The organism is Balneola sp., assembly GCA_003712055.1.
Classification (GTDB): domain Bacteria; phylum Bacteroidota; class Rhodothermia; order Balneolales; family Balneolaceae; genus RHLJ01.
The window spans coordinates 211,469-226,021 of the sequence record RHLJ01000003.1; the positions used below are offsets into that span (position 1 = coordinate 211,469).

The 14,553-nt window shown below is 38.5% G+C and carries 18 protein-coding genes and 1 tRNA gene; 1 reads left to right on the plus strand and 18 read right to left on the minus strand.

Features of this window, described 5'->3' with window-relative positions; all coding sequences use genetic code 11:
- Nucleotides 1–70: 70 nt before the first annotated feature.
- The 17 genes from ED557_08300 to ED557_08380 all read right to left on the minus strand — a co-directional run bounded on the left by ED557_08300 (nt 71) and on the right by ED557_08380 (nt 12,883).
- Entirely contained in the window at nt 71–361 is a 291-nt protein-coding gene (locus ED557_08300; GenBank protein RNC83769.1) for a GIY-YIG nuclease family protein, read from the minus strand.
- Between the two features lie 87 nt (nt 362–448).
- Complete coding sequence (locus ED557_08305) at nt 449–1,132, minus strand: ABC transporter ATP-binding protein (protein ID RNC83770.1); 684 nt, start codon at nt 1,130–1,132, stop codon at nt 449–451.
- A 2-nt stretch (nt 1,133–1,134) separates the two neighbouring features.
- On the minus strand, nt 1,135–2,376 hold the full coding sequence (locus tag ED557_08310) for an ABC transporter permease (protein RNC83771.1): 1,242 nt from the start codon (nt 2,374–2,376) through the stop codon (nt 1,135–1,137).
- Between the two features lie 5 nt (nt 2,377–2,381).
- Entirely contained in the window at nt 2,382–3,473 is a 1,092-nt protein-coding gene (locus tag ED557_08315) for an HlyD family efflux transporter periplasmic adaptor subunit (GenBank protein RNC83772.1), read from the minus strand.
- Entirely contained in the window at nt 3,470–4,792 is a 1,323-nt protein-coding gene (locus ED557_08320; GenBank protein ID RNC83773.1) for a TolC family protein, read from the minus strand. Before ED557_08320 ends, ED557_08315 begins: the two co-directional genes overlap by 4 nt.
- The gene (locus ED557_08325) at nt 4,789–5,214 is read right to left on the minus strand and encodes a DUF2147 domain-containing protein (protein RNC83774.1); all 426 of its coding nucleotides are present in this window, start codon (nt 5,212–5,214) and stop codon (nt 4,789–4,791) included. The genes ED557_08320 and ED557_08325 overlap by 4 nt, the downstream gene beginning before the upstream one ends.
- Before the next feature lie 104 nt (nt 5,215–5,318).
- On the minus strand, nt 5,319–6,062 hold the full coding sequence (locus ED557_08330; protein RNC83775.1) for a DNA-binding response regulator: 744 nt from the start codon (nt 6,060–6,062) through the stop codon (nt 5,319–5,321).
- Between the two features lies 1 nt (nt 6,063).
- The gene (locus tag ED557_08335) at nt 6,064–7,071 is read right to left on the minus strand and encodes a hypothetical protein (protein RNC83776.1); all 1,008 of its coding nucleotides are present in this window, start codon (nt 7,069–7,071) and stop codon (nt 6,064–6,066) included.
- Nucleotides 7,072–7,150: 79 nt separating this feature from the next.
- Nucleotides 7,151–7,234: transfer RNA gene (locus ED557_08340), tRNA-Leu, on the minus strand.
- A gap of 350 nt (nt 7,235–7,584) precedes the next feature.
- Nucleotides 7,585–8,130, minus strand: coding sequence for a tetratricopeptide repeat protein (locus ED557_08345; GenBank protein ID RNC83777.1), 546 nt, complete (start codon nt 8,128–8,130; stop codon nt 7,585–7,587).
- Between the two features lie 3 nt (nt 8,131–8,133).
- Nucleotides 8,134–8,325 carry a hypothetical protein gene (locus tag ED557_08350; protein RNC83778.1) on the minus strand — a complete coding sequence of 64 codons (192 nt, stop codon included), beginning with the start codon at nt 8,323–8,325 and terminating at the stop codon, nt 8,134–8,136.
- A 2-nt stretch (nt 8,326–8,327) separates the two neighbouring features.
- On the minus strand, nt 8,328–8,969 hold the full coding sequence (locus ED557_08355) for a deoxynucleoside kinase (protein RNC83779.1): 642 nt from the start codon (nt 8,967–8,969) through the stop codon (nt 8,328–8,330).
- Nucleotide 8,970: 1 nt separating this feature from the next.
- Nucleotides 8,971–9,459, minus strand: a complete 489-nt coding sequence (gene folK, locus ED557_08360) for a 2-amino-4-hydroxy-6-hydroxymethyldihydropteridine diphosphokinase (GenBank protein ID RNC83780.1) — start codon at nt 9,457–9,459, stop codon at nt 8,971–8,973.
- Nucleotides 9,447–9,806, minus strand: coding sequence for a dihydroneopterin aldolase (folB, locus tag ED557_08365; protein ID RNC83781.1), 360 nt, complete (start codon nt 9,804–9,806; stop codon nt 9,447–9,449). The genes folK and folB overlap by 13 nt, the downstream gene beginning before the upstream one ends.
- A 2-nt stretch (nt 9,807–9,808) precedes the next feature.
- Nucleotides 9,809–11,254 (minus strand): chromosomal replication initiator protein DnaA, encoded by a 1,446-nt coding sequence (dnaA, locus tag ED557_08370; protein RNC84039.1) that lies wholly within the window; start codon nt 11,252–11,254, stop codon nt 9,809–9,811.
- A 365-nt stretch (nt 11,255–11,619) separates the two neighbouring features.
- Nucleotides 11,620–12,480, minus strand: a complete 861-nt coding sequence (gene prmC, locus ED557_08375) for a peptide chain release factor N(5)-glutamine methyltransferase (GenBank protein ID RNC83782.1) — start codon at nt 12,478–12,480, stop codon at nt 11,620–11,622.
- A gap of 16 nt (nt 12,481–12,496) precedes the next feature.
- Nucleotides 12,497–12,883 (minus strand): hypothetical protein, encoded by a 387-nt coding sequence (locus ED557_08380; protein RNC83783.1) that lies wholly within the window; start codon nt 12,881–12,883, stop codon nt 12,497–12,499.
- Nucleotides 12,884–13,017: 134 nt separating this feature from the next.
- Here ED557_08380 and ED557_08385 point away from each other — a divergent pair, with 134 nt between their 5' ends.
- On the plus strand, nt 13,018–13,851 hold the full coding sequence (locus ED557_08385; GenBank protein ID RNC83784.1) for a hypothetical protein: 834 nt from the start codon (nt 13,018–13,020) through the stop codon (nt 13,849–13,851).
- On the opposite strand, the gene ED557_08390 is transcribed toward ED557_08385, so the two are convergent.
- The gene (locus ED557_08390; GenBank protein RNC83785.1) at nt 13,852–14,550 is read right to left on the minus strand and encodes an HAD family hydrolase; all 699 of its coding nucleotides are present in this window, start codon (nt 14,548–14,550) and stop codon (nt 13,852–13,854) included.
- Nucleotides 14,551–14,553 lie beyond the last annotated feature (3 nt).

Genomic DNA, 14,553 nt, shown 5'->3' on the forward strand with positions numbered 1-14,553 from the left:
GTATTTTATTCACTTGTCGCAACTCCTTTATAAAGTCATCCCGAACTTGTTTCGGGATCTTACGGAATGGCTATGTCCTCATAGTTTCATAGCAATCTTTCAGTTTAGGATTATGTTGCTTCACCAGATTCCACTTCCTGTCTTTATGCCGGTTCTTTAGCTGTTTTTCTCTTGTAATAGCGTCAGTTATTGAATCTAATCCCTCTGCATAAACAAGAATTGTAAGCTTATACCTAGCTGTGAACTCTGATCCTTTTCCTTCTTTGTGTTCCCAAATCCGTCTGGAAAGGTTGCTAGTTACCCCTATATAAGGTGCTGATCTTTTATAGTTGGTAAGAAAATATACATAGCCTTTGTTCATACTTTGTAAGACGCATTAAAGAATGAATCCTTACAAAGATCCTGAAACAAGTTCAGGATGACGGTTGAAAGGAAAATACTGGGCTTATCAAGTTTCAGCTACAACTTGGCCATCTGATAATTCAATAATTCGATCACAATTTGCTGCGAAGTCATCATCATGAGTTACGGTAATGATGGTTTGCCCTCTTTCAGTTGTTAGCTGTTTGAAAATATCGAACACAATGTCTGTATTTTTTGAATCAAGGTTTCCAGTAGGTTCATCACCCATGATTATTTTAGGGTCATTTATTAAGGCGCGTGCAATAGCTACTCGTTGCTGCTGACCTCCGGATAATTTATTAGAGGCTTTGTTTATCTCTGCTTCAAGGTCTAATAACTTCAGGTGTTCCACTGCTTTTGCTTCGATTTCTTCTTTTGATAATCTCCCTAGCTTAAGGGCGGGAAGCATCACATTCTCAAGAGAAGTGAATTCCGGAAGTAGATAATGGAATTGAAAAACAAAACCGATATTAGCGTTCCGAAACGCTGCCAATTCGTCTTGGGTTTTTCCGTCTAAATGGAAATCATCAATGGATACTTCTCCAGTATAATCGCTATCCATTGTTGAAAGCACATATAAGAGAGTAGATTTTCCGGAACCCGATTTCCCAATTAAGGAAAGGAACTCACCTCTCTTTACATCAAAATCGATTCCCTTAAGTACTTGAAATGTTTGGGGCTCATGAAAGTATTTAGAAATATTTCTAACCGAAAGAATATTGGGACTCATAATTAGCCTCTTATAATTTCTACAGGGTCAACATTTGATGCTTTTTTAGCAGGTAAATAGCCAGCCAAAGCCGTGGTAATCACTCCAAATAGAAATGACAGTACATAGTGCCTAGGGTAGTAGGTCACGGGCAGGGTACTCATTCCTGGCATCTCAAATGGAACAATGCTTACTGTCATCGAGATTAAAAAACCGAAGACCATCCCAAACAATCCCCCTAATAATCCAATAATGATCGATTGGGTGAGAAAGATTTCTACAATATCTCGTTCGTCGTAGCCTACAGCCTTGAGAATTGCAATCTCGCGGATTTTCTCATTAACGGTCATGGTCATGATGTTATAAATTCCAAAACCTGCTACCAGTAAAATGGTTAATGAAACAGCTATCGCCATAATATTACGGAGCTCATTTCCTGCTACTAATTGGCCATTAGATTCGATCCATGATTCGACTTTATATGGGATCGACCTATCTAAATAATCAGCAATGACTTGCGCCTTGGAATAATCCGTTATATTTATTTGAATATCGCTCGCATAGCTGGAGTTTTCCGAAGCCAATTGTTGAGCTGCAGCAATGCTTACATATCCTTTAGCATTATCGGTGGAGGTTAAGGTGGTTTCAAATAAGCCAGCAATTTTGAAGTTCTTAGACACCCCATTCGAGTTTTTTACCAATAAATAGTCTCCAACATCTAGACTAAAATTTTTTGCTACACCTACTCCTAACAGAATGGTATTTGCGTCTTGCTCAAAAGATTCCCACGAACCTTCAACCACATATGAGGATACGTTGAAAAGCTGCTCCTCCTTTTCGGAATCAATTCCGGAAATAGTACCATTTCGCTCCATCGCTCCTTTTTGAAAAAATATGCTTAGGTTCACCTGAGGTGCAACAGCATCTACTTCAGGAATCTTCTCTACATATTCTATGATTTCTCCCGAGTTTTTAATCCCATTGGTGTACTTAATCACTTGTGGATTCCTCACATTATGTATAGCGTCGGGGTAGGAAACAGTAAGCAAATTGGTATTGTCTTCAGGGACATCATTATAAATTCGAATATGGGCTAATTGGCTAAATGCCATTTCATCCTGGGTTTCATTTATTCCTGTCATAAACCCATTCATAAAAATGTACATCGAAGTACCAAAGATCACACTCAACATAGCAACTACCGTTTGCTTTATTCGCGAAGTAAGGTGCTTCTTCGAAATTTTTAGGTTAGTTGAATTCAACATATCGTTTACCTTTCAGCAAGAGTTAATTGGTCTGAAGTTTCTAAACCGGAAAGAACTTCTACCCACTCAAGGGTTTTAATTCCAGTCCGTATAGAGACCATTTCTCCGGATTTAAGTTGAACCTGGTTGTTTTCGATGAGGTAAGCAGCAGGTATAACCAATGCATCCTCTGCCTCCCGAATAATGATGTTTGCCTGAAGCTGGGTTCCCGGATAGATATAATCTAGCTGATCAACAAACTGAGCCTCAACAATAAAAGATTGTTCATCTACTGAGAAGGCAGGTAGAATTTTTGAAATAATCGCGGAATGAGTTTGATCAGAATCAGTATTTAATGCTACCAGCACCTTCTGATTTTCTTGGACTAATTTGATGTCTTCTTCAGCTACATAGAGTTGAATGATATAATTGGCACCACCGATCTTTGCAATGGGCTGCCCAAGATTTATTAATTCACCAATCTCGTTATACATATCTAATACCTGACCAGATGTGGACGCATGAAGCACATAATCACTACTCGTTTCCTCTTGCAGTTTCAATTGTTGTTTCGTGTTTTCGAGATTCAATTGAAGAATGGCATCTGTTTCTGAGTAAGATTGCTCCTGGATTTTCAGGTTATTCTGAGATAACTCGTATTGGAGCTTCATTTTTTCCAGCTCAGAAGTTGAGATGGCATTGGCTTCATGTAAAGAGGAATATCGCTCATAGTTTCTTTTATCCAGCTCAAGTTGTTGCTCGGCCTGCGTTATTTGTAATTGAAGCTGGCTTAACTGTGGTGAATTTGGCTGAGCCTGACGATATGCATCTTCGTAATTGGCAATAGCCGTTTCTAATTGTGGAGTTTGCTTGTCATTTGAGATATGGAAAAGGGGCATTCCTTCCGATACAACATCGCCCTCTTCGACATAGCTTTTAATTAAGTATCCCTGGGCATTTGAGGTTACCAGATATTCATTATCGGTGGTGATTTGACCGCTCGCAAAAACTGCATCGACTATATCAGTGCGAATAGGTTGAACTACCTCTTGCCGGGAACAACTACTCACCAACAAAGCGGCACAAATAATGGTTATATGTTTGATGGATAATTTCATTGTTGTTCGGTTCTGGAGATTATAGTTGAGTAATAGGAATACAATATGGAGAGGTCATTCAGGTACGCATTCTCTGATTGAAGACGATCTTCAACCGCGTCTAAATACTGATCCAAGGTGATTAGCCCTTCCTCGTACCGCACAAACGCGATGTCCTGGTTTTCTTTAGCAAGATCATAGGTTGTTTGAGATTGCTCCAGGGTCTCTACTCCTTGGTTATAATCACTTAGCAACAACATATCGCTCAGCTCTGTATTTCTGAGTTCGATTTCGTAGTCAAGCTTTGCAAGAGATAGTTGTCTATTTGCAATTTTTACATTGTTACTTCGATTAAAGCCGGTGAAGAGAGGGAAAGAAATTGTTACTAAAGTATAGTTGTAATCAGCCCAGGTTCCCTTTCCAATTTCTAATCCAAAATCGTCCCTGTTTAATTGCTTTCCGGTATAATTCGTCATCGTTACCGATGGATAATATGCCGCTCTTTGGACCTTGAAATTAAGTTCGTAGCCCTCGATTTGTCGATTAAGCGTAACCAGTCTTCTATTACTCACCGGATCGATTGAAGAAACCGAATGTGACCATTCGTAGTCAAGATCCTCATTCAGGCGAAGTTCTGTTGAGTATGGTAATCCAAAAAGGTTTTTAAGCTGGGTAATACATTCTTCATATAGAGCTTCATTAGAAAGCTTAGTTTTTAGGGTATTACTGGCATTCATTTTCGACTGGTTAACCCCAAATTGGTCTTCCAGGCCTTCCTGTAATCGAAGCTCTGCTAAATCGATGATCTGATCTGAAACTGAGATATTCTCTTCATTTATCTCGATAGCTTTCTTAGCGATTAAAGCTGTGTAGTAATACAAGGAAACCTGTTGTACTAATTGCTGCTTGAACTCATCCACTTCTGCTTCCAGAATGGAAACTTCGTTTTCAGCCAGCTTGGTTTTTAATTTGTTCTGCCAGTCTAGCCTATCTGATTGAACGGTAATCCCAGAGCTGAAGGCGAAAGGCTGTCCAAACTCTGTTTCTATAGTTTCTCCCGGTTGCCCAAATAATTCTCCAGGTACCGGAGTTACTGCAAGGCTAGTTGTGTTTTGCCCACTAAAATTATAAGTGATAGTGGGAAAACGGGTGTTCTTCTGAAGTTTATAGTTGAGATCTGTTATCTGTGCCTGAAGCTTATATGTTTCAAGTGTAGGGTTATTTTGTATTGCATACTCAATCGCATACTCAATGCTATCTACTTCAACTACCTGAGCATTTAAAGAAGATGCAGAAAGAGCAAATAAACAGGCTAGTATGATGCTTTTTACTAATTTCATAATCGTGTCCAGGTTACGGTTCTCTTCATTAGTCCTTTTTTGACTTTCATGTTCAACTCACCATCAGAGTTAATTTGCAGAGTAGGGGATACTTTCTGCCCATTTTGAGGACTATAAAGCGTACCGCCTTTCCATTCTCCTTCTTCGTATTCGAAGCCTTCTAAAATATCTGCACCAAGAAGTTCACGATCGCGAAGTTCTTCATCAGGATTATTTCGATCTGTTATTGGGTTGCCATCCTGGTCCACTGTTCTTGGTAGCCAGGCTATCTTGCCATAATACCGCCCATCCTTTTTATAAATTTCAACATGGGTTGTTTGTTCTTTATTTACCCAGGTTCCCAGAATTTGGTCACCATCATCAGGTGTAGAAAAAGTGCTTATGCTAAAAAGTGAAATGAATAGGAATAATAACTGAGTCATCGTTTTACCTCTTTGTGTTTGGTTCGAGGTAAACTTCGTATTAAACTCAATTACAATGAGTGACTTTTATGCTGAAATGAACAATTCAAAGGGTGAACTGAACATTATGGGTTGGAATGTTCAAGCCATTCCATAAAAGCAGAAACTTTTAAGCGGCTTACAATTGCCTTTTTGGGAGTAGAAAACTCAAAGTTCACGATCACCTTTCTATTGAAATAGGGTTCAATATCTTTGATAGCCTGCCTGTTGATAATCATTTGACGATTAATCCTATAGAATTGATGTTGATCCAGTTTGGATACCATCTCATCCATGGTTTTGAACAGTGTAAATTTCTCACCAACAAGGCTATACAAATTCAGTGTTTCATTGTATAAATGAAGAAAACCAATCCTTGAAATATCGATCGGAATCATTTTCTCCATCTTTCTTACCAGTATAGTCTGTGGTAACACCTGAGAGGTCTCTGGAATAGATTCTTTGGATAAGGATTTCCTCAAACTCTCCATTTTCAGCAGGGCACTTTGTATATCTGTTTCCTTTACTGGCTTAAGGATGTAATCAATACCGTTATTCTTGAATGCTTTTAGAATGTATTCATTAAAGGCAGTACAAAAAATCACAGGAATCTGAAACTCAACCTTCGAGAAAATCTCAAAACTCTCTCCATCAGCCAATTGAACATCCATAAAGATCAGGTCAATATTTGAAGAAAAGTTCTTTAAGTAATTCACTGAAGAGGAAACACTGTCACAGATATTCACAACGAGATAACCCGGATTAGTCTCAATGAATTCTTTGAGTAAACCTGCGGTATGAAATTCATCTTCGATTATTAGAACATTCATCCTAAAATAATTTCAAGGTTACGGAATAGAGAATATCATCTTGTTGAATTGTAACACCATTATCCATTCCGATAAGTTCATATCTTTTTTCCAGGTTAGAAAGTCCTGTGCCCAGTGATTCGATAGATGAATGCTTTGGGTTGTAGGTATTGGATACGGTCACTGATTCTTCTGAATCTTGATATATGCGAATATTAAGAGGCTCTTCAATAGAAACCACATTATGTTTGATACAATTCTCAACCAAAAGCTGGAGGCCAAAGGCCGGGAGAGAGAACTGCTTTGAGCTTTCTATAATATCGATTTCAATGGAAATGGAACCCCCAAAACGAATTTCCAGGAGGTAGATATAAGAAGTAAGAAACTCCAGTTCTTCGTTTAGAGTAATGCTATCCGATTCTCTGGTTTGTAGTATTTGTCGATATACATCCGACAGACTTAACACAAACTGTTCCGCCTTTTCTGAATTCTTCTGGTCTCTTATCATAGTTCGCAATGTGCTAAGGCTATTGAAGAGAAAATGGGGATTTACTTGTTTTCGAAGTTGTTCCAATTCGGCTTTATAAGATTCAGCCTGAAGGGCAAGATTCTCATTTTTTAAGCGGGCATTCTCTTTTGAGGCATTTACTGTGAATTGAACAATCAGTATTAAACCTGCTGCTATTCCCGGCCTTATAAAGGCTACTACCGACGGATCATTAGGAACATCCCCAGCGTCAATTATCATTGAAAGATACTGTGTTGCGATGAATGTGAAGCCAAGAATAAGTATTGCGTTCAGCAAGAATACTTTTGCATAAAATCCAGGCTTGGCATAGCTACCTCGGATAGAGAGGTTTGAAAACCAAATGACCATCAAAAAGGAAGACATCAATAGCCAACGGGTGGTTTGTTGTGTTCCGGTAAGTTGTTGCCAATCATCCGAATTACTTACTAAAGCCAATAGAGGAAATAAACCCGTCAGGATTATTGGAAGAATGATTTCCGATGGTTTTAGTTTTTTGAACAATGCTTCTGCTTAAAATGAGTTTTCCGAGTATAAAACAAAAAAACCCATTTCAAAACTGAAATGGGCTTTTTAAAAAATGTGCTCACGAATGGAGTCGAACCATCACGACCGTTAGGTCACACGCCCCTCAAGCGTGCGCGTCTACCAATTCCGCCACGTGAGCAGAAAGGGCGACAAAGATAGGATTTTTTGGCTTCAAAATTCAATCCCGCACAGTAAATATGTGCGGGATTAAAAGCTATTACCCTGGTAACAGGGTAATTTCAGGTATCGGCGAATACACATCAATGACGAGCCTTCGCTTTTTATAGTTTTAATACGAATTCGGAATAAGATACTCCAAAGAATACCTCCAAGCCTGTCTTTCAGTCATTCCCGCGAAGGCGGGAATCTAGATTTAACTTTTATGAACAGAACAATGCTTTTAACCTAAATTTGGATTCCGGCTTTCGCCGCGGAATGACCTCTTTAATTTTAGAGGCCTTTTTATCTAAAACTCTAACTAATTCTAGATTAGATATCCTCTAGCTGCCTTCTGGCATAATCGTTATCAGGATCAATAGTGAGCGCCTGCTCGTAATAGGTTCTTGCTTTATCAGCCTGCCCACCTCTTTTGATCATATCGCCCATTAAAATCCAGTTCTCAGCGTCCTGAGGGTTAGTTTTGATTCTTCCAATCAGGTAAGGAATAGCTTCCTGTCCTCTGTCGGTCATTAGCATAACCATTACTTTATTTCGATGCGCTGAAGATGAATCCGTCAACTCTATTGCCTTGTCAAAATCTGATTCCGCTTCTTTGAGTTCTTCTTTCTGGAGATACAGATTACCTCTCAAATTGTGATAAGCGGCATTATCCTCACCCAATTCCATCGCTTTTTCGATAGCAGTAAGACTTAACTCATACTGGTTGAGCTGCTGCATGATTAATGCTTCTAAATAATAGGCTTCGTGTGCATCAGGATTTTCTCGCTGTAACTCACGGGCAATATCTAAACTATGGTCAATGTCTTTGTCCTGAAGAAGTTCAAAGCCATGGTTTAGTTTCTCTTCAAAATTCATGGATTATTTATTTTTATCAGATAAGTCTTCGTATTCGGCTTCTTCAATTTGATCGAAGCGGTTACCCTTTTTTCTACTAGTTTGATCGAAGGGGTTAAACCTTTGCCTTTTTGCGCTTGAAGGTAAGAACATTCGCCCTATATATCTCATCAGGACAAAAAAAAGCGCCATAAAAAAAAGAAATTTAAAAAGCATAATCAGGGGGCTATATGAATGTGCATATTTGAACGAATAGGCCGTTCGAAAATTTGCTCTTCGATGTACGCCAAATGCTCCTCATTGTTTACAAAATCTATTTCAGTAGTATTTATGAAAATAACAGGTGTTTTATTGAAATGATAAAAAAAGTGGTTATAAGCGTTGTTTAAATCTCGCAAATAATCCGGGGTAATATGCTGCTCATAGTCCCTTCCTCTTTTCTTAATATTATCCATTAACCGATCTACTGACGATTGGATAAACACAATCAGATTGGGCTGTGCTGCAATTCCGGTCATGATGTTAAAGATAGAATCATATAGAGCTAATTCATCTTCTTCTAAATTCAATCGTGCGAAGATTCTATCCTTCTCAAAAATATAGTCTGATATAGTAAACTGATGGAACAGATCCTGAGTCATCATATTCTGCTGCTGCTTGAACCTGCTAGCCAAAAAGGCCAACTGTGTTTGAAACGCATATCGCTCTCTATCTTCGTAAAACTTTGGCAGAAATGGATTATCCTCAAATTCTTCTAGCACTAATCTTGCTTGTCGTCTCTCAGCAAGCAGCCTCGCTAATGATGTTTTCCCGGCACCAATTACCCCTTCTACCGCAATGAAGTCCAGCGTATTCGACATCTTACCAGCTAAGCTCAGTTTTAGTTATCCTCATTGTTTGAGCGCCTTTTATAATGGCTTCAATTGGTGTTCCAGTTATAGGATCTGACCAGCCCGGATGTATTTCTTGCAGAGGAAGAAGAACAAATAAACGCTGACCATACTCCTTGTGTGGGATGATAAGAGTATCTGTTTGAAGCACCAAGTCATCATATGCAATTATATCCAGATCAATAGTTCTGGACTCCCATTTCGGGTACCTTGAAGGCCTGCCCTGTTTCTTTTCCTGCTGCTTTAAAGCTTGGAAAAGTTCATTTGGTTGCAGTACTGTATCTATTGTAATTACCGCATTAAAAAAATCCTCTTCAGACGGACCAATAGGTTCACTTTGATAAATAGATGAACTAACCGGAGAAATATCCGATAGTGATGTCAAAAACTCTTTTGCCTGTGCTAATTGTTCAAGAGGATCACCCAGGTTCGAGCCGAGCGCTATAGTTACCTTGGCCATGACAATGTCACTTCAGAATATTCGCAAATACCTGGCATAGGTGGGTTCAATTTTCGAAGTGTTACTTCAACTGAGTTTGCTGATTCGATTTCATTTGTTAAACATTCTCCTATCAGATATGCCAAATGCTCAATCAACTTTTTAGATTTCCCTTCTATTACTTCGGCTACTATTTTTTGAGCAATTGAGTAATCAATGGTTTTTTCAAGCTCATCTGATACTCCGGCATCTTCTAATGAAAGATGAAAGGTGAGGTCTACCTCAAAATCATTTCCATCAACTCGTTCCTTATCATAAAACCCGTGATAGCCTCGGAATTTGAGGCCTTTTAAAACGAGTTTGTCCATAATTAAAGACTGGCTACTTCGATACGCTGATGAAGTTCTTCCAGAATTCTTTTATGCTTGGGGCTTGTGCTCATTCTTTCCTCAACAGTAGAAATAGCATGGATAACTGTTGAGTGATCTCTTCCTCCAAAATGAAGACCAATAGTTTTCAAGCTGGATTTTGTAAATCGCTTAGACAGATACATCGCAATTTGTCGGGCCTCTACAATTTCCTGCTTTCTGGTTTTTTCTCTCACTTTGTTGGTATCTATTCCAAAGTAGTCACATACATAGTTTTGAATAGACTCGATGGAAATCTGAGTATGAGATTCTTTGACCATATCCTTTAACACACGTTTGGCCATAGCCAAATCTATGTCATCGATATTTTGAAGGGAGGCGTGAGCCAAAAGTTTGATAATAGCCCCTTCCAGATCACGAACATTGGATTTGAAATTATGAGCAATGAACTCCACAATCTCCGGATCAATTTCGATTCCGTTATCATTAGCCTTTCGCTCAAGAATAGCATAACGGGTTTCGTATTCCGGCATCTGTAAATCAGCGCTTAATCCCCAGCTAAATCTTGAAATTAATCGCTCCTGGATATCTGGAACATCCTTTGGCGCCCTATCGCTACTTAGTACAATTTGTTTTCCGTCCTGATGTAGAGCATTGAAAATATGAAAGAACTCCTCCTGAGTTTTCTCCTTCCCGCTAAAGAATTGGATGTCATCAACAATAAGTACATCAATATTGCGATAGAACATAGAAAACTCACTAGCGCGGTTGTTTCTAATCGCGTGTACAAATTCATTAGTAAATGCTTCCGATGATATATATAGAACTGACTTATCATCAGAATACTTCTGCTTTATACGGTTGCCAATACTTTGAATTAGGTGCGTTTTTCCTAAACCGGTTGGACCGTAAATGAAAAATGGATTGAAGGAGTTATTTCCGGGATTGTCAGCAATTGCCATAGCGGCTGATCTTGCCAATCGATTACAGTCTCCTTCTATATAACGCTCAAATACGTATGAGCTATTTAGGTTGGAATCTATCTTGGTCTTTCTGATTCCTGGAATCACAAAGGGATTCTCAATTCTTTCAGGATAATTTTCAGGATAACCCTGGATTTGTTGAGCCTGAATTGGAGGCATAGGTCGTTGAGGAAGACGTACAGAACGATTATTCTCAAACTGTTCAGATTTCTCCATTAATATAGAGTATTCAAGTTTGCCCTCTGGCCCTAAGACTTTAGCTAAGGTTGAGCGAAGCATATTATAGTAGTGTTCCTCAAGCCACTCATACCAAAATTGACTCGGTACTTGTATAGTCAGTGTATTGTCGACAAGGTTTATTGGCTTAATTGGTTCAAACCAGGATTTATACTTCTGATAGCTAATATTGTCTTTAATAATTTCCAGGCATTTTCCCCAAGCTGCCTCAGCTATATTTTCTTGCAATCTGCTCCTTTGCTCCTGTACGATTGAAGTTCTTACCTTTTCAGTTATCCACACGCTATAAAGTGATATTTATAGCTACGCTGGTTTGAAAATGAAAAAATAAAGACGTCTTGTCAAACGCGAGTTAGTCTAAACTAAAAAAGTTATCCACATTCAATAAAGTCTCTTAATCTGTTGAAACTCATATGATTAAAAAAAAAGTTAGCATATATAAATTTCTAACTTGACTAGTGGTAATATTGCAATAACATACGAATAGGCGAGTATCGACTCAGACCCTGTGCTAGTGAAGTTTTTTTCCACAAGTTTTCCACAACACAAACCTGTAGTTTTTCTGAGATTTCAAAATTAGAATCTGCTTCTTTTTAAATTTTTTTCGCCACCAGGAAACGAGGCTTTTCGCCAAGGTCTTTTAAAATCGAAGCAGTCCAATTTTCATTTTCGAAAATAATATCAACCTCAGTTGCTGTTCTTGCATTTAACTCTAGATAAAGAGTACCACCAGACACAAGAAATCTATCTGCAAAGTCGAAGAGAGCCTGATACATTTCCTGAGTAGAGTCACAGAATAAAGCAGTATCCGGCTCAAAGTTTTTTACTTCATCATCCAATGAGGATTCTTCTTCTCTTAATATATAAGGGGGGTTCGAAATAATGATGTCAAATTGTTTATCAACAAATGCCATACTGTTAAATAAATCGTCTTCAAAAAATGAAATCTCTACATCATTAAGAGCAGCATTTTGTTTTGCAATTTTCAGTGCACTTGAAGAGATGTCTGTTCCAAAAACGCTCCAGGATTTAGCATTCTTCTTCAGAGCAATTGGGATGCACCCTGAACCAGTACCTATATCTAGTACTGTTAATTCATCGCCTTTTTTATGACTAGTAAGAACTTGTTCAACCAGCTCTTCTGTTTCAGGGCGTGGAATTAATACATCAGGAGTAACTTTAATTCTTGTGTTATAAAAGTCTGTTTCCCCAACTATATATTGCAAGGGCTCGTGGCTAGCTCTCCTTTTAATAAGGGGCTTGATTTCCTGAAGCTCTTCTGCACTTACAGGCCGATCGAAAATGAGATAGAGATTCAACCTCTTCATCCCAAGTATATGAGCCAAAAGCCACTCTATACTTAACCTTGGGTTGTTAACCCCTTTCTTTTCAAAATAAGATGTTCCCCACTCCAGAACAGAGAGTATAGTCCACTCGTTGGGAGTGCTTGTCATTCTTTATTTAGGATAATTAGTCTTCTTCTTTTTGATCAGAAACTTGCTCTTCCTGAACAGTGAGACCGAAACGTTTGGCGAAGTCAAAAATAAAGTCGATTACATTAGACTCAACATTTCTTTCTTCACTTAAAGAGCTGCCTCTAAAACCCATTCTTCCCCCGGTTTTTTTAAGAACGATTTTATTCACTTTTGGGGAATGTTCAAAAATACACGTTAGCGTCACACTTGAATTAATTTGTTTCTCATACTCTTCATATACAGCTACATGAAAATCACTTTGTGCTATATCGAATTTTCGTTCATAGAGAAATTTGGGTTCATGTTCTGCAAACATCTTTCCAGCCATTCTCTTGAGTGTTGCAGATGGTCCAAATACCAAATAAGTTGTGTGTGAATTCATTATTTAGAAAAATTGTTAGTCGATTTTCAAAATCGATGGGAAAATAACAGGATATCGATTTAAGACAATAAGAAATTCAGGTTTTTTTCGTTCATAAACTTGTCAATTACATTTTATACCAATAAGCTACACCTATGAAAAAGCTTAGTTTTGTTTTCTCCACACTTTTTTTGGCCGTTTTGCTTGCCACTACCAACACATATGCACAATATGGTGAACCCCAAATCCGAGACACAGAGCCACCTAGAAATCTATATGATGAAGGATATAAAACGGGATTTGGATTCAGCTTGAACTTAAATGATTTTGGATTTGGAGCGGGAGGTCAATTTCGAAAAGGACTTGGACCTTATACTGAAGGATTGGTTAACCTAAAAATTGCCGGACTTCGAGATCCAAGCGAGCAACTATATGTAGACGTTATCTTTGGGAATCGTACCATTCCAAGTAAGTACAGAAGAGTAACCACCTTCCCACTAACAGTAGGCATTAAACGTCGAGTATTCCCGAATCAAATTACTGACAACTTTAGAGTACACACTTCTATAAATTTTGGACCCGTACTTACTCTAACCTCTCCTTATTTCGAGGATTATAATAATAACGGATATAGAGATATTAATGTAAATCAGGATGGAATTTGCGAACCAAGGTGCGAACCTGTTCGTGATATTTTTCAAAGCTTTAGTGATATTGAAACAGAGCTGGGGTGGAATGGAGAGATACTGTTAGGAATAGATTTCGGAGATAACTTCGCAAAACTCCAGAGCTTTCAGTTTGGATATAATTTCTATTACTATGGCAATGGCATTCAAATTCTCGAACCATTTCAGCCATTAAGAGACGGTAATGGGGATTTAGTACCAGCTGAAAACATCGCAGATGGATGGGAGCTTGAACCTGCTAATGATGCTGTCAAATTCCTGGGTTCGGCCCAAATTACTTTTGTATTTGGCTGGATGTGGTAATCAGCTGCTTCCATTCACTAGTTTTTTAAACCACTTATCGGGCTCTGATAGATTATCTAAAATCATATCGGGCCCATATTCCTTTAGTTGGCCCTCGCTGAACTTACCCGTAGTTACAGATACGCATCTCATTCCCGAATGCTTGGCACATAAAACATCCCGTGGAGTATCACCAATTATAATGAACCTGGAAGGATCAGGATTGTGAATAGATAAGTTTTCCTTTACCCATTCCAGAGCCAATTCTGGAAGTATATTCCTGTCTTTATGATATTCTCCAAAAGCTCCAAACCTGAAGGATTGATTAATTCCGGCAACTTTTAGTTTTACCTGAGCTGCTGAAGGGAAATTTCCTGTCAAAAGCCCCCGCACAAAGCCATTTCCTGAGAAGTAATCTATGGCCTCGTCTATGTATTCATGCCGAAGTATGTGCTCAGCTTTTATTTCCTGTTCTAGCCTGAGAAGATATATCTCTTTGAATCTATTATACAGATTCTGATCAAAGCCGTGGTTTACAAGAAACGAAGTAATAATATCGAAATCGGTTCTCCCGGAAAATGGATCTTTTTCCATATCAGGGTAATTGATTTCCAAATTATCAATTATGCTTCTTAATAGGGGACGATTAAAGTTCCTATCTACCGTTAGTAAGGTACCGTCTATATCGAATAGGATAATCCAGGGATGTTGCTCAGACAAAGT